Origin of the sequence: Eisenibacter elegans DSM 3317 (assembly GCF_000430505.1) — a bacterium.
GTDB classification, from domain to species: Bacteria; Bacteroidota; Bacteroidia; order Cytophagales; family Microscillaceae; genus Eisenibacter; species Eisenibacter elegans.
On record NZ_AUMD01000012.1, the window covers coordinates 472338 to 495181 of the forward strand.

A 22844-nucleotide genomic window follows, 5' to 3' on the forward strand; every position below is an offset into this window, starting at 1 on the left:
GTGGCGGATGCCAACTTGGCAAGCACAGGCGCTTCAAGAGGCAGCAGGAAGGGATACTTTGCGTTTGGGTGTCGAAGTTTGCTCAACCGAAGGCTGGACAAGCAGGCGGCGACTGTGCAATTCAAAAGCCAACAAATGCCCTTTGCCATATTCGTTTGAATAGATACAGCCGTTGTCTAGCCCAATGCTGGGGCTATTTTGGGTGATTTGGCTTTGTATTTGGGCTAGGTTGTAAGGCCGATGCCCATAAATCAAGGTGCGATACCCTATTTTGTGGGGCTCGATAGGATAATTTTTAGCCCAAAGCATCGCCGTTTGGTCAGAAAAAGGGTCGTTTATTAAGAAGTTCATCCCGGCGTGTACCATCACATAATCGTTTGTACTGTAGTACAGCGGGCGTTGACGTAACCATTCGATATAATCAGCCGGAATATCACCTACTTTCCGAACGCCAAAGCTGCGCAAGGTCGCATCGCCACCGTAGCGCTGCCAACTATCCTCTAAGCGCATCATCCCGACCATTGGTTGCGGGTTATGGGCTTCGTCATAACAGCGTAGAAGCACATCTTCGTGATTGCCCAACAGGCTGATGATTGCCTGTCCTTGGCGTTCGAGCTGCCGCAAATAATCTAAAACCCCCTTGCTTTGAGCGCCTCGGTCGATATAATCACCCAAGAAAACCAGCAAATCATTGCTCGAAGGGCGGATACTGTCTTCTATCAAGCGCAAAAGTGTTTCATAACAGCCGTGAATGTCAGGAATTACCCAAGTACGGGTCGGATGACCGGAGAGGGAAACGCCCACAGGGGGGCTGGAAGGTATTAATGGTTTGATACTCAAAGGACTATCGGGGCTAAAACTATCGAAAGAACGTGTATGGGCGGCGAAAGGTTTGAAAGGCAGTTTTCAAAAATATCGTATCTTTGTGAAGATACCCTGTTTGATACTTGTTTTTGTTGGAAAAGTACAATAACTTGTTCAAATAGTTTTACTGAAAAACGGTCTACCTACTCCTCTAAACTACCTTTCTATGCCTGCTGAATTCCAAACACTTAAACTGCATATCCAAAATAATGTCGCGCTGCTGACGCTCAACAACCCTGAAAAGGCCAATGCGATGACGGCTGCTTTTTGGACAGAACTGCCCCAAGCCCTAGCTCATATCGACCAAACCCCCGAAGCACGGGTGGTGGTCTTGAGTGGCGAAGGCAAACATTTTACCTCAGGCATCGACTTGCAGATGCTGATGGGAATGAAACAAAGCTTTGACAAGTTCAGCTGCCCTGCCCGTGCACGAGAATTCCTCCGCCTCGATATCCTCCGCCTTCAAGAGGCTTTTACGGCCATTGAACGCTGCCGCAAACCCGTCATTGCCGCCATTCACGGCGCGTGTATAGGCGGCGGGGTAGATATGGTTACGGCCTGCGATATGCGCTATTGTACGGATGATGCCTTCTTTGTTGTCAAAGAGATAGACCTCGGTATGGTGGCCGACGTAGGCACGCTCCAGCGCTTGCCCAAAATCATCCCCGATGGTATTGCCCGCGAGATGGTCTACACAGGCCGCAAAGTTTCTGGCCAAGAGGCTGTACGCGTTGGCTTGGCTAACAACAGCTTTGCTGACAAGGAGGCGCTGATGGAAGGGGTGATGAATATCGCCCGTAATATCGCCGAGAAATCACCGCTCTCTATCCGAGGTACCAAGGAGATGTTGCTCTACACCCGCGAACACAGCGTAGACGAGGGACTCAACTATATCGCTACTTGGAATGCGGCCATGCTCTTCTCCAACGACATCCAAGAGGGGCTGATGGCGCAGATGCAAAAGCGTACCCCCAAGTTTGAAGATTGAGTTTATGTTACCCAGTACAACAGGCTTGTGGGAGGTTCTGAAAATCCATAGCCTGTTGGTTTATACCATATTACGACAGATTTTTGAAACAAGAAACTTTAGATACCACTAGACTATGCGCCGTTTTATCATACTTGGTATCATAGGGCTGCTTTGGGGGTTGAGTAACCCAACTGTCGTTGCTCAAAGCGACCCAGTGTTGTTCTGGTTACAAGAGCAAAAACTCAAACCACCCAACTTGCAACTGCGTATTTACTTTAGTACCAATATGTTATTGGATAGAGACGGTTGGGTTACTAGTCACAAAGGCCACAAGACCCGCTCGGGCAACAATCACGAATTTGCCCTAGAAAACTACCAAGTAAATAGCTGGAACACCCTCAGTACTGGTGAGGCAATCTTTGTCGATACTGATCAAGGAAGTCTGTTCTTGCCCTACAAAAGTATTCTGTTGATGCAGGCTACTACCGAAAACGACAAGCAGCTTTGGATAGTGTATCTGAAATAGAACAGGATTCATCGGATTTGAGGATGAACAAGGCTAGATGGTACGCTAAGGGTATCAATTTCACAGACTAAGAGCGTGTTTGAATTTTCGGCGCGACACTCAAAACAGCTGATTTTTGTGCTGCTATTAGGCAAAAAGCGCAGGTGTTACCATTTAACCCACGATTTTAATCTTGGGAGGGCTACAACGAGTATTTTTAACGACATAATAGCGCAAAAAGCAGCGTTTCGGTGTCGATGAAGAGAATTTTAAACGAGCGCTAGTAGTCATTGTATATCAATACTTCCCTCAAACTGTAGATTCAGTCCAAAAATCACAAACATAATACGGTATCCCTAGTTTTTCAATAATAGTGCTGTCAGCAGCAGGCCGCTACCAAGGCCGGTCGTTTGGCAGTTGCTTTCACAACTGATAATTTGATTGCTCGTTGCTACTTATGGCCAACATTCCTACCACTCATCCCGATTTCTTAAAAGCTTTACAATATTGCGAACAGGGGCAATATCAAGCGGCCTTACTATTGCTCGAAAAGGTGTTGTATGAACACCCTGCCCACGCCGAGAGCCTGTACAACAAAGGCTTGGTTTTGAGTAAATTAGGTCAATATAAGGCCGCTGTAGAAACGTATACATTGGCCCTGGCCCAAGCCCCTGACCAAGCGCTGGTCTATAGTGAACGAGGGGTAGCCTACCACCAACTCAAAGACAACCGCGCTGCGCTAGAAGACCTTAGCACTGCCCTCAAACTAGAACCCGAAAACCCCTATCGCTATGCCAGTCGCGCCTATGTGCGCGCACACGTAGGCGACATCAAAGGGGCTATCGCCGATTATAAACAGGCTATCGCGCTTGACCCCGAAGATGCTATCGCCCTCAACAACCTAGGCCTGCTCGAAGAGAAAGCCGGACGCAAAAAAGCCGCCCAAGAGTTTTATGACAGGGCGGATGCCATTGCGGATAAGGGCAAATCTTTTGACAAGCCTGATATCGATACAATCTTGGCTGAATACGAAACCCATAAGGCCATACAAGAAAAACTGCATCAGTCCGAACCGCCACCGCCTACGCGCCTACAGGTCATCGCAGAGGTTTTTACCAAGGCCGATACTTTCCGGGAGTTTGTAGATTTTGCTAAGAAAACATTGGGCTTGCGCAAAAAATAACATGCCACCAAAAGGGTTTGACAGAAGATAAACAAAGAGAATAGCACAAAGGCGAAATTTTTGTTAAAAAATACGGCATCATTTGTGCTAACTTTTATCTTTGTGAGCCAAAACCTTTTTCATATGACCTATATCATTCATCTCATCAGTTCTTTGGTCTGGTTAGTATTGGCTAGCTGGAGCACACCGGTTCAGGAGCCGCTGTTGGTGAAAGAATGGCAGCGCGATACCGTAATGGTAAAACCTTGGGGCAAGGAAGCCTTGAGCGAAGCCAACAAACGTTTGGTACACTACCCACTCTCACCCCTAGAGGCCTCTCAACAGCTAGAAGCCTTGGCATTGCAGAAAAACCAACAGTATACGCTCAATGGCGACACCCAAGGAGTCTGGAGGCTCAGCGGCGACCGCAAAACCCTGATGCTGATGAAGGGCGCGCTTGAGGGGCGTTGGCTGATAGAAGAGGTCAGCGAACAACGGCTGCACCTCTCCCTAATTACCCAAAACGAGCGCATAGACCTCGTCTTGAAAGCCAAGTAGCCTTACCCTTGTAGATGTGGGGCTACAAAAGCCCAAAAAGCCTCCCACACAGCCTCGGGCGCTTCTACTTGTGGATAATGCCCTATCTCGGGCAGCAAAATAGTGTCAGGATTGGGCACTAGAGCCTTGTAACGCGCCACCATATGTGCCCCCGAAACAGGGTCTGCCGCCCCATCAATTACCCGCAGGGGGATTTGTGTATTGACCAATGCGCCTACCCAACGCTCTCGATAGCGCTTGCGCTCACGCATATAGCCAATGAGCTTATGTAGAATATTTTTCCCTCCTTCGCGGGTGATGAGCGCCCAAAAATGCTGGTATTCTTCTTCTGAAGGAGGAGTGTTTTTTCCAAAAATCCCCTGAAATGTTTTCCGAAACTTGGCCTCTCCATAAAGCCGCACCAGCAGAAACCCTACAGGGCTTTGCAAAAGATGTTGAATAGGCTTGGCGTGGTGTGTTTCGGGGAAAAGCCCGCCGTTCAAGAAGCAGATTGATTTGATAGACAAGCCCGTTGCTTGGCTGCCGTATCGGCGGCGGTCTTCGTAGCGTGCCAACAGCTCCTGAGCCACAGTATCGCCATAGTCGTGGGCTAAGATATGAACTTGGGTGATGCCTAGCTGCTTGAGGAGATTTTCGTGAAGCGTGGCTTGATCCAGAATGCTGTAGGCATACCGGTAAGGTTTGGCCGAAAAGCCAAAACCTATCATATCCGGAGCCACTACCTCGAAGTGCTGTGTGAGCTGGGGCCATAACTTGACCCAGTCCCAAGAGGCGGTAGGGTAGCCGTGGATACAGACTAGCGCCTCGCCCTGTCCTTCGTGTCGATAGAACAGCTGATGTCCTCGGTATTGGCTGTAGTGTCCTTGCGACAGCCACTGTTCGGGAGTGGTTTGTGTGTGCATAGATTTATGGTAGGTTAGTGTTAGTCGTAGTGAGGGAGCCACAACTTAGGTAGCTGGAGCATCTGCAATCAGCCCCATAGCCAACAAGGTTTGGCGGCGTTGAATTTTGGCACTGGCAGTTTGTACAAATTTGGGTGAAAAATACAATTGCTTGGGAGTCTCATATTTGCCCAGCAGCGCCTGATGGTTTATCAAATGCCAAAAGCGGGCTGTTTGGGCTTCGTCCCAAGGGGGGCTTTCTATAATTAGGCAAACCTGTTGCCCCAACTGGGGGTGTGGCAAGCCGGCTACAAAAAACAGATATGGCAAGCCCATATCAGCCAATACCAGACTGATGGCGCGCTCTACTTTTTCGGCAGGAACTTTTACCCCTCCACTATTGATGATATTGTCGAGCCTCCCCAACCAGCGGAAGCCTTTTGGAGGATGTAGTGTTACCCAATCATTGGTTTGTATCCATTCGTGTTGGGTTACGGCACCTTTGATGGCCAGTGCGCCGCGATGATCACATTTTATCTCAATACCGGGCAAGGTTACAAACGTTTCGTCGGCGGCTGTACCGTTGAGGCGTTGTAGGGCGATATGTGAGATGGTTTCTGTCATCCCATAGGTCGCATATACCGCAGCGTGTAGTTGTTGTAGCGATTGTGTAAGGCTAGGACTTACCGCAGCGCCCCCAATGAGGATGTGTTGCCAATTATCAGTATATTGTCGATAGGCCGCTGTATGTACGATAGCTTCGGCCTGTAGAGGCACTAAGGCTACCAAGGCGAAAGGAGGGCTTTTGGGGAAATGTGTTTGCAATAAGGCCACAGGGTTGCCCACTGGCGGCAGCCAATACAAATCCATATCGGCCATCATCGCCCTGACGAGCATCATCCGCCCCCCAATATAATTGGTATTGAGGCATAGCAAGGCGCAGCCTCCTTTGCCCAAACCTAGGGCTTGTAGGGTACTGCGGGCGCTATGTTCCATCAACTCTCGCGCCAAACGGATGGTTTTGGGCTGCCCTGTAGAGCCAGAAGTTTGCAGGTCAAACTCGGCTTGCCCTCGATACCAGGCCTGACAAAAAGCCAAGGCATCGGCCAAGGCATCGGGTAACCCAACAAGGGATAGTGTAGGCCAGTCTTCGGCTTGCCAAACATCAGTTGGGCTAAAAATCCAGCGCATTAGGCAATAGGCTTTTGAAAATTTTGTTGGTAGATGATTCTGATGTCGTGTTCGAAACGTTGGAGCAATTCCCTCTCCTCGTCGACAATTCCGGCTACCTCGGCCACTCTGGTCAGAATACGGATAAATTTATCAATCAACTCTGGCGTAAGGCCTTGTCGATTTTGTTTGATAAAAAATAACACACTCCGGTAGGCGCTATCCAAATCGCCTATATCTTGGAGAATGTCGAAGCGATTTTCGGCCAGCCAGCTGTGCTTGCCCAGCTCATCATGGATGGCTTTTTTGAAAGCTTGTACTTCTTCGGCCATAAACTGGTTGTCGGCCTGCGCGATTACATAAGACAACTCAGCAACCGCCCGGAAGAGATTGTGTTGAGCAAGTGTCAATTCCATAAGTTCAAGGTGTTGGGTGTGTGTGATTGGTAGCAGCAAATTACGAAAAAATATTGGTTAAGGCACAAAAAGCTTCAAAAAGTCCTATTATACAGCGACATCAAAGCATAGGTACATTGACTAATCAAATTCGAAACCATACAAAACAAACAAATGTTGTAATTTTGTATTTTATATTAAGCCACAGGCATTTGGGCGAAGCCCTCAACCAAAGCGTGCGTGTGCTAAGTAAGATGGATTATGTCAGACATAGAAATACATATCACTGATGATGGCTCACAGACCTTGTTTAGCCGTCGTTTCAACGAGATTTACCACTCCCGCCAAGGAGCTATCGAAGAGTCGCAACACGTATTCATTGATGCGGGGCTGCGTTATATTGCCGAGCGCTATCCTGTGGTTCGATTGCTGGAGGTAGGCTTTGGTACAGGCCTCAACGCCTTGTTGACTTTTCAGGCAATGCAACAGAGCTACCCCCAGCAGCATTTGAGTTATACAGGGTTGGAGCCTTTTCCTATTCCGATGGAGATTGTCTCGCAGTTGCTGTATCCGGCAATGGTCGATGAGGCGCTTACGCCGCTCTATCATCAACTACACGCGCAGCCCGCAGGGGAAGTTTTGGTCTTGGAGGAGCGCCTGTCTTTTTGTAAGATAGCCTCTGCCATCCAACATTATGAACATCCACAACCTGATATCAACTTGGTATACTTCGATGCGTTTGCCCCTACCAAACAACCCGAGATGTGGGACTATTCGGTGCTGGAGTCTATCTACCGTTGGATGGCCACCGATGCGGTCTTGGTTACCTATTGTGCCAAGGGTCAATTTAAACGTGATTTGAAAGCCATTGGCTTTGAGGTAGAATCCTTGCCCGGCCCCAATCGCAAGCGTGAGATGGTACGCGCTCACAAGCGCTAGCCCAGATGTAATGGGGGGACAAATCCGGCCTCCCACTGTGCCAGTTGTTGCCTGATATTGGCGCTGGTACGGCGCGAAGGCTGGCTGCCAAACAAGAAATTTTGGGTTTGAATACCCTGCTTGAGCGCCCATATCAAGGCCTGGTGGCTGAGCGTAGCCGCAGGAATATCAAGCATATCGGCAATCTCAGCTCCCAACAAATCCCGCATATATGACACCCAAAAACCTTGGGGCAAGCGTGCAAATACGGGGTTGTCTTGGCCGGACTGCGCCAGGCTCTGGAGCAAGGCTTTGGTGAGCGATTGCCCCTCTTCCGAGGGGCGGAAGTGCCTTTGGCCAATTCGCTTGCTCAACCAAAAAGCTGCTTTTGCATTGTTTGGTAAGAGGTCTTCGCTGATTCCGAGGCCATACCCAATCACATTCCAGAGGTGTAGATAGTCAAGCGCTTCTTGGCTGCTGACCTGCCAGCCGCTATGGCGCAAGCCGCGCAATACCAACCAAGAAAAGGCTAGATTGGTACCAGCCATATCTTCTTGGTTGACCGGAACCCCCCAATGGCTGCTGTCCCAAGTTTTGTGTCGGAGGAGATGATGCCTGACGGTGGCATGCATAAGCCTAACCTTCAGAATAGAGGCCCAGGCGCTGCCCTGCTCTCCAAATCCTTGAGGGGCAGTTACGTCGACAACAAACTGTGCTGTTTCGCCCAAACGCTGGTAGGTTTGCGAGCGTATACGCTCCGTATAGCAGAGTACTTTTGCTCCTAAGGCAGCAGCATAACAATATGGCAAAGACAGCAAACCCAACAACAATAAAACCGGTTGTGTGTGTTTGTCAAAAAAAACACTCGCACGGTTCATTGCCTGAGTATCGGCCCAAGGCGGCAGTTGCTGGTGTTGACTAAAATATTCTTGCAAAAATGGCGATAACCCTGCTTTGGTCAGGTCTTGGTTTGTTTTGATACTATGTAATTGACGCATATACTGAGCAGTATGCGCCGTATTGGCAAACATCTCCTGAACAACTGCGTCGGCGGCAGCATCCCCCTCTTGTCTTTTGGTGGCTAACTGTTGATCTGAGTAGTACATCGTTTTTGGTATGATAACCTGATGTACCCCAAAAGGTTCGACAATGTGTGAGCGGTATGGACGGTTTTGCAAAGAAGCGCACTAAGTAGGCGCTTTTTGTTGTTGTATACACCAAGATGAGATATATGCCCAATCAAAATTGGTTTGGGAAATGTGTGCGTTGAAAATCCTTGAGAATCAAATCTTGTGAATCTTGGTATAAAATGCCCTGAGCCAATGCCTTATCATTCCTGTAAACCTGATAGCTTGTGGTGTAAAACACAGATAACTATCTGATAGTCAATTGTTTGTAATGTGTTTTGATCGGTAGCAAGTATAAGCTTACCATCCTAATCTCCAAACCATAGGAATATTCCTAAAATTGTATGTACCTTTGCCATCTACAATGATATGATTGTTTTTTACCTTATGAATCGTCTGCGTACGCGCCTATATTGGTGGTGGCTTTTGAGCTTAGTGATGGTAGCTTGTCAGGGTACGGGTAAAGTATCCAAAGGCAAAGATCCAGTAATAGCTACCATTGGTGGAGAACCCATACTGGCTAAAGATTTTTTGTCGGTATATGAAAAAACACTCAACACTGAGCAAGATCAAAACTACAGCGAGGAAAACCTGCGCAATTACCTAGATTTGTATCTCAATTTTAGGCTCAAAATTTTGGATGCGCAGCGCCAAGGGATTGACCAAGACCCTGACTTTCAGCGAGAGCTAGAAAGCTACCAAGAGGAATTGGCCAAACCCTATCTCATCGACCAAGAAAAAATGACCGAGTTGATGCGCGAAGCCTATGAGCGCCTTCAAGAGGAGGTCAATGTATCGCATATTTTGCTCAAAGTAGAGGAAGATGCCGAGCCTGCCGATACTATGCTCGTATATGAGCGTATTCTGGATTTGAGAAGAATGGCCCTTTCGGGTAAGAACTTTGAAGAGCTAGCCCAATCATACTCTCAAGACCCCGCAGCGCAAGACAATGCAGGCAACTTGGGGTACTTTACGGCCCTTCAAATGATGTATAACTTTGAAAATGCCTCATACAATACACAGGTAGGTAGTATTTCTAACCTGTTGCGGACGCGCTTCGGGTATCATTTTGTAAAAGTATTGGACCGCCGCCCGGCTACCGGAAAGCTCCAAACAGCTCATATTATGGTGCGGGTTCCGCCCAATGCGACCGCCGAAGATTCGTTGCTGGCCGAGAAAAAGATACAGACTATCCACGAACGCTTGCGCAATGGAGAAGACTGGGCTGCCTTGTGTTTGCAGTTTTCGGATGATGATGCATCGCGCAATAAAGGAGGCGAGCTGCCTGAGTTTGCTATCGGGACAGTCATCCCGGCATTTGAGCAAGCCGCAGTAGCGCTAGAGCAACCCGGTGACATCTCGACCCCTTTCCGTACCAACTACGGATGGCATATTGTAAGATTACTCAAGAAAACAAACCTAGAATCATACGAAGAGCTACAGCCTGTGTTGCGCCAAAAAGTAATGCGTGACACCCGCTATCAGGTGATTCAGGAAAGCCTCATACAAAAGCTTCAAGTCAAAAACAATCTCAAAGATTTCCCCAAAACATTGCAGAAAGCGCTGGCGCAGGCCGACAAAAAACTGCTTGATGGCAACTGGAGTTACCGCCAAACAGACCTGTTGCGTGAGGTGCTTTTCAGCTTCGAAGATAAAACCTACAAGGTGAAGAAAGACTATACCGTAGGTATGTTTTTCGAATACCTCTATGAGCGCCAAGTACCCAAAGCGCATCTCAAAACACCTGCATTCTATATGCAGTGGTATTATGAGCGTTTTTTAGACCAATCTACGCTTGATTTTGAGCGCAGCCTGTTGCCTATGCAATACCCCGAATACCGAATGTTGGTCAAAGAATACAAGGAGGGGATGATGCTCTTTCAGATGATGAACGACAGCGTTTGGGGCAAGGCCCTGAAAGATAGCGCAGGGGTGCGTGCTTATTTTGAGCAAAATCGCGACAACTACCGATGGGATTATCGTGCTGTGGCCAGTATTTATGATGTGGCCGATTACACAACCCTAGGCAAACTGCGCGCCCGACTCGACAAAGGATATTATACCCTCGATGAGGCCTTGGATATCCTCTACTTTGAAAAAGAAAGCAGCCAACTCGGCCTCCCTCAGCGCCGAGTACTGGATCAACTAGCCGAGCGCCTCAACGCAGACCCACAACTGCTATTGGAGCTAGGTGGCCATCAGGATAACTCCGAAAAGCCCGCTCTTTCGCAAGCCCGAAATAAGGCTGTTACGCAATATCTCTTGGCCAAAAAAGTACCTGTAGAGCAGCTTATCATCAGCGATTTTGGGGCTTTCCGATTGGCATCGCGCAATGACAAAGACCGAAACCGTCGTGTAGAACTGACACTACATACGACTGATAAGAAATATCTTGCCCAGCAACTCAACGCCGAAAACCCTTTAGCGCTGCGATTTTATGAAGGAGTGTTTGCCAAAGGAGACAATAGCTACCTCGATGCCATACAATGGGAGGTAGGTACTAACGTTGTAGAGATAAACAACCGTGTGGTGATGATTCAAATTCAGAGTATAGAGCAGCCACGACTCAAAAATTTTCATGAAACCCAAGGGGCAGTTATCGCAGATTACCAAAACTACCTAGAGCAAACTTGGCTTACTGCCCTGCGCGAAAAGTATCCTGTACAAATCAATGAAGAAACATTTCAGCAAATTATTCAACGCTAAATCCTCTATCGCCTCTGCCCTTGGGCTTCCCTTTTGGGCAGGGACTTTCGTACTTACCATACTACTCTCAAATGGCGCTTGTAAAAGCAAAAACAACAATAATGCCGACAAGGCGCTCGCCCGAGTAGGAGATATCACGCTCTACCAAAGTGATTTGGAGGGGGTATTGCCAGCCAACATCTCTGCTGCGGATAGCGCCCAACTTATCAGCCGCTACATCGATAGGTGGGTTCAAAAGCAGCTGCTGATGGCCGAAGCCAAAACACAGGTTCAAATAGACCAAAAAACCCTAGAGCGCAAAGTACAAGAGTACCGTTATGACTTGATGGCCTATGAGCTGACACGCAGCTATATAGACCAAAGGCTCGATACGGCTATCACAGAAGCCGAAATCAAACAATATTACGAAGAAAATATTGACAACTTCCAGCTCAAAAACAATATTGTCAAGGCGCTCTTCTTGGTAGTGCCTACTGGTGCTCCTGATCGAGACGAACTGCCCGGATGGTTGCAAGCTTATAATGAAGACAATGCCGCCAAAATCTTGACTTTTGCCCAAAACTATGCTTCTTTTCAGCATCTTAACGACACTGTTTGGATTGATTTTGAGGCCCTTGTGAGGGGAACACCTTTGGCCGAAGTGCCTAATAAGATTGATTTTCTCAAGCTCAACCGATATTATGCCAAGGTAGATGGCACTAGCAGTTATTACTTACGGGTGTTGGAGTTTAAAATTTCGGACGACACCTCCCCACTACCCTTCGTCAGAGATCGCGTGCGCGAAATGATTCTTAACCAACGCAAGGTGTTATTAGCCAAGCAACTAGAACAGGAAATCTATGAAAAAGCCAAAAAGAAAAATGCCTTTGAAATTTTCAATAAGCCCTAAGTATCTTGGGCTGGGCCTGCTCCTAGGGCTCTGCCAATTACTACCCGGCTTCTCGTATGCCCAAGGGGGAAGCGATGCCGGTGACAAAATCATCGCCAGAGTAGATGACTACATCGTACTGCTCTCGGAGTTGGAAGCTACCTACCAGCAATACCTCGCCGAAACCCGTGGACGAGGCTATAGCGAAGACCTCAAGTGTCGTATCTTAGAAAGCATTGTTACCAACAAGCTACTCGTGGCTAAGGCCGATATCGACTCCGTAATGGTAGAAGAAGTAGAGCTACAAGACCAACTCGACCGACGGATGGAGTATTTTGTCCGACAGGCCGGAGGTCCCGACAAGCTCGAAAACCTCTACCAAAAACCCCTCGAACTCATCAAGGAAGAGCTCCGCGAGCAAGTTCGAGAGCAAATGGTGGTAGAACGAATGGAAGAGCATATTACACAAGGTGTAAAAGTTACGCCCAAAGAAGTACAAGATTTCTTCAAAACGCTTGACACCATCCCCTTTATCAACGAAGAAGGGCGTGTAGGCCATATTGTCAAAATACCGGAGCCTAACAAAAACAGCAAAGCCGCCACCCGCGAAAAGCTGGAGCAACTCCGTGCTCGGATCATCGCCGGAGAAGACTTTGGTATCTTAGCCCAAACCTATTCTCAGGATCCGCTCAGTGCCGTTGAAGGTGGCAATCTTGGCTGGGTTACGCGGGGGATGTTTACGCCCGAATATGAGGCCGTCGCCTTTAAGCTACAACCCGGAGAGCTGTCTAAGGTCATTGAGTCGCCTTTTGGGTTTCACCTTATCCAACTCATCGACCGCCGTGGTGATGAGTTTAACTCCAAGCACATTCTCCTACGTCCTGAAGCTTCCAAAGGCGATATCAAAGAAGCCGAGCGCTTCCTCGATAGTCTCCGCACCCTGATTATACGGGATTCGCTTACGTTTGAAAAAGCCGCCAAGCTTCACTCTGACGACATCAACAGCTCCACCAATGGAGGCTATATCTCTTCTGGCCGTGGCGATGGTTATGTGCCGTTAGATATGATTGACAAATACCTCTATTTTGTGGTAGACTCTATGACCGTAGGCAACATTACCAAGCCTATCCCTTATCGTACAGACGACGGTAAAGAAGCTATGCGTATTGTCTATCTCCAAGGCAAACGAGATGGGCACTTTGCGTCTCTCGAACGTGATTATCCCAAGATACAACAAATGGCCTTGGCCAAGAAAAAAGAAAAAACCATCGAGCAATGGTTTACACAAGCCCGAGACGAAGTATTTGTTTATATCGACCCCGAATACCTGCCTTGCAATATCTTGGGGAGTAATAAAGATGCACCATAAACCGATTGTGATAGGTTAAACCCAATCAAAATTGGGAAATCTATGCGCTGAAAATCCTTAATAATCAAGAAAATCAAATACCGTCAATCCTCAAATCAGGTAAATCTTAGTATAAAATTTTTCCGGCAATTCCAAAAGTTATAGGAATTGTCGGTTTTTTTATAGATAATCGCATACACCTCGTTACAACCATCTTCTCAACTTGACAGCTTTCTGGCTTGTAACTTGGGTGAATATTCATTAATTATTACCCAAGGCTATGCCCAATTCTTCTGACAATCTACTATATGAAGTAGCCCTCAGTCTTGTGCCGGGGGTAGGAGCTGTTACGGCGCGCCAACTCATCAGTTATGGAGGCAACGCAGAGGCTGTATGGCAAATGCCCAAGGCCAAGTTGCTCAAAATCCCTCAAGTTGGGCCACATATTGCCAGGCAGATGGAAGCCGCCGACTACCTCACACAAGCCGGGCGCATCATCGACGAAGCCCGCAAACAGAAAGTTGAGCTACTGAGCTATAGCAGCGCACAATATCCCAAACGCCTGCTTCACATCCCTGATGCGCCCTTGGTCCTGTATTACAAAGGCACTGCCGACCTCAACGCTCTCCGCACTGTGGCAATAGTAGGCACACGCGAAGCCACAGCTTACGGCAAGTTGTTTGTAGAAAAACTAATCCAAGATTTGTTGCCGTATAAGCCTGTCATCATCAGTGGGTTGGCTTACGGAATCGATATTGCCGCACACCGCGAGAGCTTGCGACAAGGCCTCACAACAATAGGCATTATGGCCAATGGAATCGATATAGTATACCCAGCCCTTCATAAAAACACTGCCCAAGAGATGCTTCAGGCAGGTGGGTTGCTCACCGAAAATCCCTTTGGCACCAAACCGGACGCTGCCCGCTTTCCTGCCCGCAACCGTATCATTGCCGGAATGGCCGACGCAGTCGTGGTGGTCGAAGCCCGCAACAAAGGAGGCGCCATCATCACAGCCAAAGTAGCCAATGACTATCATAAGGAGGTTTTTGCCCTGCCGGGGAATATCAACCAGCCCGCCTCCCAAGGCTGTAACGAGCTCATCAAAACACACCAGGCCAACCTGATTACAGAAGGCCAAGACCTTGTTATGATGTTGCGCTGGCAAAACCCGACAAGTCAAACCAACCAAAGCCAGACAATGAGGCTGCCATTGACACAGCTCACACCCCTAGAACAACAGATTATCAGCTTCTTGCGTAGCAAGCCTGCGCGCAAAGCGCTCCTCGATGAGCTGATACAACACACAGGCCTGACGCTCCCACAACTCAGCAGCCTGCTGCTAAGCCTAGAGCTACAGGGAGTCCTCTGTGCGCTGCCCGGCCAAAGCTATGAATTGCTCTGAAGGGCTGAAACTTTTGGGACAATAGTTTGAAAAGCCACTTATAATCAGTAGTTTTGCAACCTTAATTTTCAAACTGTTATACACAGATACAATTATTATGAATCATTACGAGACAGTGTTCATTTTAACTCCCGTTTTGCCTGATGACCAGGTGAAGGACGCTGTTGCTAAGTTCAAACAAGTTTTGATTGACAAAGGAGCAACAATTGTTCACGAGGAGCACTGGGGGCTGAAGAAATTGGCTTACCCTATCAAGTTGAAAAACGCCGGTGTGAAAAACACTGGATTCTACACCGTAGTAGAATTTACAGCTGACAACGCCACCGTAGCTTCACTCGAAACAGAGTATCGCCGCGATGAGCGTGTGATGCGTTTCTTGACTGTAGCGCTTGACAAGCACGCTGTGGCTTATGCCGAAAAGCGCCGCCGTCGTTTATCCGGACAATCAACTACCACAACTGAAGCTTAAGGAGGACTTGTTATGACATTGATGAATGAACCCCTACACCGTACAGAGGTGAAGAAAAAATATTGCCGCTTCAAGAAGCTTGGCATTAAATACATTGACTACAAAGACCCTGAGTTCTTGCTCAAGTTTGTCAATGAGCAGGGTAAAATCCTGCCTCGCCGCCTTACCGGTACTAGCCTGAAATATCAGCGCAAAGTAGCGCAAGCCATCAAGCGTGCCCGCCACTTGGCTTTGTTGCCGTATGTAACCGATTCGTTGAAGTAAGCCACACGGCACTTAACTTATTACCCAAAATATTTTAACTTGTCATGGAAGTTATTCTAAAAGAAGACGTGAAGGGTCTTGGCTATAAAAACGACATCGTGGACGTGAAGCCGGGCTATGGACGTAACTATCTCATCCCGCAGGGTTTGGCCGCACTGGCTACGCCTGCTGCCAAGAAAATGTTGGCTGAAAACTTGAAACAAGCTGCCCACAAGGCCGAAAAAATCAAGACAGCAGCCCTCGACTTGGCCAATAAGCTCGCTACTGTACGCGTAGAGTTGCCTGCTAAAGTAAGTGAAACCGGAAAAATCTTCGGTGCTATCACTACTATTCAGCTCGCCGACGCGCTCAAAGCACAAGGTTTTGACCTTGACCGCCGCAAAATCTCTATCAATGAGAAAGAAATCAAAGCTTTGGGTGAATACTCAGCTACGATTGACTTGCACCGCGAGGTAAAACAACAAGTAACTTTTGTGGTCATCGAAGGTTAATCTTTCCGCATCACATTGGTACAACGCTCAGGCCACCCCAACATCACTTGGGGTGGTTTTTTTATACCCAATCACAATTGGTTTGGGAAATATGCGTACTGAAAACCCTTGATAATCAAGGAAATCAAATCCTGTAAACCTCCAAATCTTGTGAATCTTGGTGTAATTTTGGCGGTCAAGCAATGGCCTCAGCAGCATCATAGCCTGTTTGGAGTGCGCCTTCCATAAAGCCTTGCCAATCGGCTAGGTGTTCGCCGGCAAAGTATACTTTGCGAAACCGCCGCTGAAGCGTTTCGTATTCATCAAACCACTGCTTGCGCCCATAAAAAGCATAAGCGCCTTGGGTATAGCGATCAGTGCCCCAATAATAGCTCACCACTCTTTGTGCCAAAGGCGCAGTAGCACCAAAAACGGGTTTTAGGGCTTGGTCTATGGCCTGTATTTTTTGAGTATCATTGTATTTGCTCATTACATAGGCGCGGTCGCCCACCGCATAGGAAGTCAACACCCCACCATTACCAGCTTGGTTTTTGGTACTATGAAAGAAATATTGTGGCAGGGTATCGCTGAGAAGGTCAAAAGCTTCATCGTTCCAAAATCGCTCCCGATAAAGTACAGAGGTTTTGATAATTCGGGAGTACTGCAAAGCACTAAGGGCCTCACGTGTATTGGGTGGTAGCGGAGGGTCAAAAATCACTCGGCTCAGCGCCCAAGTAGGCAGGGTACAAATCACCGCATCGGCCTCAAAGCTAGTGCCATTGGCACAACCAACAGTGACCTTAGCCCCGCGTTGTTGGATACTAATGACCTCGTGCTCAAGATAGAGGTTTTCGCTGCCCAGTGTAGAGACTAGGGCTTCGATAAGGCGGCTATTGCCTCCTTCAATACGCCAGTCCATCTCGTTTTTTTCGCTTGACTCTGCATACTCGCTCAAGGCTGCATAAGCCGATACGTGGCGGATGTCTTCTCCGAAGTCTGTACTATGGAACAACTCCAACACCTCTAGGTCACGCTCCGAGATGTTGCGCTCTTGGAGATACTGCCGCCAACTGACACGGTCGAGGTCTTTGTAATCTGAGCGGCCTAGTTTCTCGTTGAAGTCGCTTATTTGTTGTTTGAAACTACGCTCCCACTGAGGGTCAAGCGACCAAGCCCCGGGCTTTTGGTGTTGGCCATCGAGCAAAAGGTGGGTTTCAAACCTGTGGTCTACTAATTTGATATTCAGAGCCTTGCACAGCTCACGCATCTGCGTATGCGAGTTGCCAATCCATTCGGCACCTAGCTCTATTGTTTGGCCAGCCTCAGGATCGATCGTATGGGTAAATATCCGTCCTCCGAGGCGTTTACGTCCTTCGATCACAGTGAAATCTAGCCCCAGCTGCTGTAGGCGATAGGCTGCGCCTAGGCCTGCAATGCCCCCACCAAGGATGATTACTTTCTTTTTGGCTGTTGAATTAACTTGGCTTGCCAGCAGTGTTTGGGGCGCAATGGCTGTGGCGGTAGCTGCCAGTGCCGTTGCTTTGAGAAAATACCGTCTTTTCATTCAGATATAGGGTTTAGGGTTGTGTCGCGTTTGCCTACAATATTTCTTTGCCGCTCCCAAACCGACCGCTGAGGTCGTATATACTGTTGAAAATAGAGATGTGTGGAAGAGCGCTTCTGCCAAGGCATCGAAGTCTTCCAATTTGAGAGTCTTTCGGAGAAGATAGACAGACGCTTGTTATTGTTTTTACCCTAACAAAATTCGCCCCACAAATACCTGTGGTTGGGCTTGTTTTGGATTACAGACGCAAAAAAACCACCCCCGAAAACCTGGGGTGGCGTGGTTTGTGTGCCAATGGCAGACCTAGGTCTCAATCACGACTGTAGACAAGCCTGCATAGTCTTCCGTATTGGGAACTTTGCCGACAATGAACACATCAACTTCAATATCGCCTACCTTAAAGACTCGCAAATCTTGCAGGAGCTGCTCCAGCAGTTTGCGCAAATTTTGGTACTGCTGTACTTCTAGGCGCTCTTCGTCGGAGTGCCAGTCTTTTTCTTCGGCTACCGGGCGGAAAAACCGCTCTAGTGGTATTTCGGAGATGGGGGTATCCTCATCCTCTTCGAGGTATTCGCGAAGGCTTTCGCTACTGAGGGGGGCATCTTGATCCCATTCCCAGTAGATGGCTTCAAAAGGATAATCCGACTCGCTCGGGTAGAGCAATCCTGCGCTAGCTTGCTCCAAGCGGCTAAGCAGTATGTCGATAGGGTCTTGCGTTGACATCAGACAATGCGTAATTGGGGTTTGAAATGAGGCCAAGGGCTACATACACTCCTAGCTTAGGGGGCAGCCTTTTGGCAAAGGGTTTAGAATTTTTCTTTGGAAGCGTCTCCACGGTTACACAGCTCAATGGCGTGAGTAAAAGCCTGAACCATACGGACAGCCACTTCTTCGTCGTCGATATAGATGGCGACACGGCTGGTGCGGTCTCGCCCTTCGCCACGTTGGCGTTTGCGGACAGCCTCGCGGTCATTAAAAGCACGGAAGACAACAGCATAGTAAAGCACCTTGTTGCCGGTTTGTTGCTTACCTTCTACCGGTTCCATCACTACTTCGCTGATATCCTTGATACGGAAGCGGATTTTGTATACTTTGGGTTTACGGCCTCGGCCTCGGTCGGGCGCGTCATAGCGTGTTTCGCTATACTCATAAAACCAAGTACAGTTGGAGCCTCCGGTGTAGAATCGGGCGTTGAAGAACTCATTCTCCCCTCTGAAAAAATATTTGAAGTTACCGTGTTCGCGTACCTTTCCCACAATCCAGTCAACGGTTTCGCGGCGATTGGCATCGCTCTGCGCGTTGAGCGGTGCGGCTACTGTCAATATCAAAAGGGCGGCTAAAGTCAGTAAGAGGTTGAATTTTTGTTTCATAGTTTGAGGTATTATGTAATAAAGATTGCTTTGCATACGGTTGTACGAAAAAAACTAAGCATAGTTATGGTAGGGCTTCCAGCGGCTCCAATAAAAGGCTAGCAGCATTCCTGAGAGGAAATGCCATACGCCCCACCAAGCGGCTACTAAGGCCATTCCGCCGAGCCCGTCAAAAAAGTTGAAAACAATCAATAATGCTAGCCCGCCGTTCTGAATACCGGTTTCGATGGCAATGGTGCGGCGGTCGCGTATAGGCAGCCGTGTGGCTCGCGCCAGCATATATCCGGCAAACATCACTAAGCTATTATGAAATAAAACCAAAAGCAAGACAAAGTGTAGAAAATCGATCAACTGAATCACATTTTTGGCTAGTACGAATATGACAAAGACCACAAAAAAGATGACTGCCAGGTTGTTGATACCTTTTTGAATCACCTTGGTGGTGCGTGGGAATTGATGCCCAAACCAAATCCCTAGGGCTACGGGTAGGCCAATCAAGATAGCCAGTGTATAGAGCATATCTGTCCAGTTGAGGCTGAAGACCTTGATGGTAGGCTGTAGTGCCGGGATGAGGCTTGCCCAAAAGTTAAAGTTGAGCGGGGTCATCACGACAGAAAGCAGGGTAGAGCAGGCCGTAAGCGATACCGAGAGCGCAAGGTTGCCCTTGGCTACCATTGAGATAAAGTTAGAGACATTGCCCCCCGGGCAAGCGGCTACTAGCAACAGCCCAAGGCCTAGGCTGGGGTAAGGGTTGGCTACCCAGACCACGAGGCAGCTTAGCGCTGGGAGCATCAAGAACTGCGCTATAGCCCCTACCAAGACTGGTTTGGGGTCATTGGCGATTTGCCGGAAATCTTCAATGCGGATATTTAGCGCTACGCCAAACATCACAAAGGCCATCAAGAAATTGAGCATGGCAATTCCCTCTTCGCTAAAGGGGAGCTGCATATCATCAGGTGTCAGCACAGAGCAGGGGGTATTTTAGAAATCAGTTGGAACCAGTTGCCCTGATGGGCGGTGCAAATTTAGCAAAAGCTTGTTGTTTAGGGTACTATGGGGAATGTTTCGCGCACACAAACTTGGGCGCGGGTACATACCCCTCCTATGGGCGGGTTGTATTTCGTAACCCCCACCTCTACGGAGAGGAGTTGGGGGTAGGTACTGGCTACGGTTTGTAGAATATCGTGGGCGAGGTGCTCTAAGAGTCGGGCGGGTTGTTGCATACGTCGGGCAATAATTTGGTAGAGTTGGCCATAGTCGACGGTATCGGCTAGGTTATCGCTTTGGCCGGCCTTGGTATCGGGCAGGCCTATGCGGATATCTACGCTGTATTTGTTGCCGATACGTTGCTCTTCGTCATGGAAGCCGTGGTAGGCAAAAAACTCCAGCCCTTCGAGCGCTACAGTGGTTTGCATAAGGAAGGGGCGCGCTTAGTCGGCGGTATTGTCTAGGTGGTTGATGGGGGCTTCGGCCTGAGGCTCTAAGAAGGCTTGGCGCTCATCGAGTTGTTGGCGAATTTCTTGGGCTTTCTCAGTGAAGAATTGCCGGTAGTCGCGAGACTCTAAACGGGTGATTTTCTCTAACGTTTCTTGAATCATGGCCTTGAGGTCTGAGACAAGGTGGTCGCGTTGTAGCTCTATTTGATGATATTCGCGTTCTTTGGCCTTGAGTTGGTCAAGCGCCTCTGCGTCGATATTGCGAGCCTTGTCTTGGGCTTTTTGCACGATGGCCTTGGCCTGTGTGCGGGCTTCGGTCAAAATAGCCTCTGAGCGCATCTGAGCATCTTTGAGCTTCAGCTCGGCGTTTTTGCGGGCTTGCTCTACCATATTGGCGCTGGTATCCTCAGCGGTTTTGAGGGTTTTGAAGAGCGAAGTTTCTACTTCTTTGAGTTTGGCGATTTCTTTTTCTAGAAACTCGATTTTGATACGGGCTTCCTTGTTTTCGTCGCTGGTTTTTTCCCACTCTTGCGCCAATGCCATCAGGAATGCGTGGACTTCTTCACGGTCGTACCCTCCGCCAAAAGATTTTTTGGTAAAGGTTTGGTGTTTGATGTCAGATGGGCTGAATTTCATAAGGCTTAATTTTAGGCTACAATAAAGCACATTTTTTTGGAAATAGCCAAGCTCAGTACTTAAATTTTACGTCCCAAAGGCTGATGAGCCGGTCATCTCCGGCAGATAGGAGCTGACCTTGGTGGTTAGTCCACAGTACTTTATTGACGGAGGTGCCGTGCCCGGCGTGTCGGGCTTTGTCGATGACCTTGAGGAGTTGCCACTCTTGGGTGTCCCATATCTTGACGGACTTGTCCATACTTCCGCTGGCCATAAACCGCCCACTAGGGCTAAAACAGAGGCTGTTGAGCGCATATAGGTGTGCGGCTATTTTGGCTTTGGGGCTATAGTGTTCGGTAGCAGACCAGACAGCCAAGTGCGCATCACGGCCACCACTGACAAGGTGTTGCCCGTCGGGGCTGTATTGGAGGGTAAAGACGGAGTTTTGGTGTGCCTCAAAATCATACAAAGGGTTAAGGTGCTCAGTATCAAACACGCGAATATGCGCATCGCTATAGCCCACGGCCAGCTGTGGGGCTGTAGGGTGGAGGGCCAGAGCGCGTACTCGCTCGTGAGACGCTTTCAGATGTTGGCGCACAGCGCGGTGCATTAGGTCAAATACAATGACTACGCCATCGCCACAAGCAATATAAGCATAGGGCAGCTGTACCTGAATATCAAAAATGGCTGCATCGGTGAGTTTTACCGAATAAAGCTCTTTTTTGGCCTGAGTATCAATGAGATGAATCCCTTGGGTGTTATGCCCAACGATGAGTTGGTTGCTGCCCGGAATCATACATAGGGCATACACAGCGTGTGCTACTTGGGCGATGGGCTGACCCATTTCGGGCTTCAACAAATCCCAACGCGCCACTAGCCCTGTGCCATCAGCAGTATAAAAAATATTAGGTGATTCGCCCTGAACAAGGGCATATATACAATCGCGGTGGCCGCTGAGTGTTTCTAACTTATCGACTTGGATGAGTTTCATAAAAATAGTATTCAAAAATGGAGACAAGAATCAACTGTCTTAGGCAAAATGCTGTCTTCTGAGTGCATAACTATTGGCTTGAGGGGAAAGTTCAAAGCATAGCTAATCACTAGATTTTATGGTCTAAAAAATTGAAACTACCCAAACTTGCAGCAAGTCGCTAAAAAAAAGCAGTAAAGCTTTGATACTTGGCTTCTTTTCTGCTAATTTATACCAAATTTTATTTGATTTTCCAGATGTGTAAGGACTTTCAGTACACATCCCAAACCCATTTTGATTGGATATAACTGCCCCTGAGCTTCAGATTGGATACAATGCGTTCTACCCCCCCTACTAGCCCTTAGATATTTATGACAGACGATAGCGCCAAAACACCCCGAAAGCCCCGTTGTATGGTCAAAACAGGCTTCTTCGTACAGCGTATTTGTGGCCGCCCGGCCGCAGGCAAATGCTCCGTTTCGGGGCAATATATCTGTAAACAGCACGCCGTAACACTAGACGGTGAGGTAGTCAGCACAGAGGTATATGCGCAAGAAATGCGCAAACGCAATCAAACAGTAGACCGAGCAGATGCGCTCTCCAGCCGCCAAGAAGATATGGCTCGCTATAATGTATGGTACTATTTTATGCGGGAGGAATTTTATGCCAACTATGAGCTCAACCCTCTTGAGGAGTCAGATTTTCGTGCCTTCGACGAAAAAGAAGCACTTTTTGGCGGAGGTGAGTTGGGGCCGGGCGAGTATTGGGACGATGAAGGCATCGGCTTCTTCGATAGTTAGGCTCGTTTTTAT

25 protein-coding genes are annotated in these 22844 nt (G+C 48.3%); 13 read left to right on the forward strand and 12 right to left on the reverse strand.

Annotated elements, in window-relative coordinates; genetic code table 11:
- Positions 1-33: 33 nt before the first annotated feature.
- Entirely contained in the window at positions 34-840 is an 807-nt protein-coding gene (locus tag G499_RS18860; protein ID WP_211231585.1) for a metallophosphoesterase family protein, read from the reverse strand.
- 190 nt (positions 841-1030) lie between these two features.
- On the opposite strand from G499_RS18860, the gene G499_RS0105655 reads away from it, so the two are divergent.
- The 4 genes from G499_RS0105655 to G499_RS0105670 all read left to right on the forward strand — a co-directional run bounded on the left by G499_RS0105655 (position 1031) and on the right by G499_RS0105670 (position 4059).
- Positions 1031-1852, forward strand: coding sequence for a crotonase/enoyl-CoA hydratase family protein (locus G499_RS0105655; protein ID WP_026999141.1), 822 nt, complete (start codon positions 1031-1033; stop codon positions 1850-1852).
- Between the two features lie 115 nt (positions 1853-1967).
- Positions 1968-2360 carry a hypothetical protein gene (locus tag G499_RS0105660; protein WP_026999142.1) on the forward strand — a complete coding sequence of 131 codons (393 nt, stop codon included), beginning with the start codon at positions 1968-1970 and terminating at the stop codon, positions 2358-2360.
- A 436-nt stretch (positions 2361-2796) separates the two neighbouring features.
- Entirely contained in the window at positions 2797-3522 is a 726-nt protein-coding gene (locus tag G499_RS0105665; protein WP_026999143.1) for a tetratricopeptide repeat protein, read from the forward strand.
- Between the two features lie 123 nt (positions 3523-3645).
- On the forward strand, positions 3646-4059 hold the full coding sequence (locus tag G499_RS0105670; protein ID WP_026999144.1) for a hypothetical protein: 414 nt from the start codon (positions 3646-3648) through the stop codon (positions 4057-4059).
- Positions 4060-4061: 2 nt separating this feature from the next.
- Here the strand turns inward: G499_RS0105670 and G499_RS0105675 are convergent, their stop codons facing one another.
- From G499_RS0105675 to G499_RS0105685, 3 genes are read right to left on the reverse strand one after another with little or no spacing between them, the layout of a single operon-like run.
- A complete protein-coding gene (locus G499_RS0105675; protein WP_026999145.1) occupies positions 4062-4961 on the reverse strand; it encodes an alpha/beta fold hydrolase in 900 nt (299 codons plus the stop codon).
- A 45-nt stretch (positions 4962-5006) separates the two neighbouring features.
- Positions 5007-6131 (reverse strand): AMP-binding protein, encoded by a 1125-nt coding sequence (locus tag G499_RS18865; RefSeq protein ID WP_051295942.1) that lies wholly within the window; start codon positions 6129-6131, stop codon positions 5007-5009.
- Entirely contained in the window at positions 6131-6526 is a 396-nt protein-coding gene (locus G499_RS0105685) for a hypothetical protein (protein WP_026999146.1), read from the reverse strand. Before G499_RS0105685 ends, G499_RS18865 begins: the two co-directional genes overlap by 1 nt.
- A gap of 240 nt (positions 6527-6766) precedes the next feature.
- On the opposite strand from G499_RS0105685, the gene mnmC2 reads away from it, so the two are divergent.
- Positions 6767-7444 carry a tRNA (5-methylaminomethyl-2-thiouridine)(34)-methyltransferase MnmC2 gene (mnmC2, locus tag G499_RS0105690; RefSeq protein ID WP_026999147.1) on the forward strand — a complete coding sequence of 226 codons (678 nt, stop codon included), beginning with the start codon at positions 6767-6769 and terminating at the stop codon, positions 7442-7444.
- Here the strand turns inward: mnmC2 and G499_RS18870 are convergent.
- Positions 7441-8529 (reverse strand): oxygenase MpaB family protein, encoded by a 1089-nt coding sequence (locus G499_RS18870; RefSeq protein WP_051295943.1) that lies wholly within the window; start codon positions 8527-8529, stop codon positions 7441-7443. The two genes, mnmC2 and G499_RS18870, sit on opposite strands and share 4 nt — an antisense overlap.
- A 408-nt stretch (positions 8530-8937) precedes the next feature.
- Here G499_RS18870 and G499_RS0105700 point away from each other — a divergent pair, with 408 nt between their 5' ends.
- The 7 genes from G499_RS0105700 to rplI all read left to right on the forward strand — a co-directional run bounded on the left by G499_RS0105700 (position 8938) and on the right by rplI (position 16098).
- Positions 8938-11256 carry a peptidylprolyl isomerase gene (locus G499_RS0105700; protein WP_161627703.1) on the forward strand — a complete coding sequence of 773 codons (2319 nt, stop codon included), beginning with the start codon at positions 8938-8940 and terminating at the stop codon, positions 11254-11256.
- Entirely contained in the window at positions 11222-12145 is a 924-nt protein-coding gene (locus G499_RS18875; protein ID WP_051295947.1) for a peptidylprolyl isomerase, read from the forward strand. Before G499_RS0105700 ends, G499_RS18875 begins: the two co-directional genes overlap by 35 nt.
- A complete protein-coding gene (locus G499_RS0105710) occupies positions 12123-13493 on the forward strand; it encodes a peptidylprolyl isomerase (RefSeq protein ID WP_161627704.1) in 1371 nt (456 codons plus the stop codon). Before G499_RS18875 ends, G499_RS0105710 begins: the two co-directional genes overlap by 23 nt.
- Before the next feature lie 259 nt (positions 13494-13752).
- Positions 13753-14874: a DNA-processing protein DprA gene (gene dprA / locus G499_RS0105715; RefSeq protein ID WP_026999150.1), complete on the forward strand. Its 1122-nt coding sequence runs from the start codon at positions 13753-13755 to the stop codon at positions 14872-14874.
- A gap of 91 nt (positions 14875-14965) precedes the next feature.
- On the forward strand, positions 14966-15343 hold the full coding sequence (gene rpsF, locus G499_RS0105720) for a 30S ribosomal protein S6 (RefSeq protein WP_026999151.1): 378 nt from the start codon (positions 14966-14968) through the stop codon (positions 15341-15343).
- A 12-nt stretch (positions 15344-15355) separates the two neighbouring features.
- Complete coding sequence (rpsR, locus tag G499_RS0105725; RefSeq protein ID WP_026999152.1) at positions 15356-15607, forward strand: 30S ribosomal protein S18; 252 nt, start codon at positions 15356-15358, stop codon at positions 15605-15607.
- A 44-nt stretch (positions 15608-15651) separates the two neighbouring features.
- The gene (rplI, locus tag G499_RS0105730; RefSeq protein WP_026999153.1) at positions 15652-16098 is read left to right on the forward strand and encodes a 50S ribosomal protein L9; all 447 of its coding nucleotides are present in this window, start codon (positions 15652-15654) and stop codon (positions 16096-16098) included.
- 175 nt (positions 16099-16273) lie between these two features.
- Here rplI and G499_RS0105740 read toward each other — a convergent pair whose 3' ends face one another.
- From G499_RS0105740 to G499_RS0105770, 7 genes are all read right to left on the reverse strand, one after another.
- Positions 16274-17641, reverse strand: coding sequence for a flavin monoamine oxidase family protein (locus G499_RS0105740; RefSeq protein WP_026999154.1), 1368 nt, complete (start codon positions 17639-17641; stop codon positions 16274-16276).
- 303 nt (positions 17642-17944) lie between these two features.
- Complete coding sequence (locus G499_RS0105745; protein ID WP_026999155.1) at positions 17945-18364, reverse strand: nuclease A inhibitor family protein; 420 nt, start codon at positions 18362-18364, stop codon at positions 17945-17947.
- Between the two features lie 83 nt (positions 18365-18447).
- On the reverse strand, positions 18448-19011 hold the full coding sequence (locus G499_RS0105750) for a hypothetical protein (protein ID WP_026999156.1): 564 nt from the start codon (positions 19009-19011) through the stop codon (positions 18448-18450).
- Between the two features lie 54 nt (positions 19012-19065).
- On the reverse strand, positions 19066-19977 hold the full coding sequence (locus G499_RS0105755; RefSeq protein WP_026999157.1) for a bile acid:sodium symporter family protein: 912 nt from the start codon (positions 19975-19977) through the stop codon (positions 19066-19068).
- Between the two features lie 77 nt (positions 19978-20054).
- A complete protein-coding gene (folB, locus tag G499_RS0105760) occupies positions 20055-20426 on the reverse strand; it encodes a dihydroneopterin aldolase (protein ID WP_026999158.1) in 372 nt (123 codons plus the stop codon).
- A 15-nt stretch (positions 20427-20441) separates the two neighbouring features.
- Positions 20442-21083 carry a DivIVA domain-containing protein gene (locus G499_RS18880; RefSeq protein WP_051295950.1) on the reverse strand — a complete coding sequence of 214 codons (642 nt, stop codon included), beginning with the start codon at positions 21081-21083 and terminating at the stop codon, positions 20442-20444.
- A 52-nt stretch (positions 21084-21135) separates the two neighbouring features.
- Positions 21136-22053, reverse strand: coding sequence for a WD40 repeat domain-containing protein (locus G499_RS0105770; RefSeq protein ID WP_035726590.1), 918 nt, complete (start codon positions 22051-22053; stop codon positions 21136-21138).
- Between the two features lie 350 nt (positions 22054-22403).
- On the opposite strand from G499_RS0105770, the gene G499_RS0105775 reads away from it, so the two are divergent.
- Entirely contained in the window at positions 22404-22832 is a 429-nt protein-coding gene (locus G499_RS0105775; protein ID WP_154658324.1) for a hypothetical protein, read from the forward strand.
- The last annotated feature ends 12 nt before the right edge of the window (positions 22833-22844 follow it).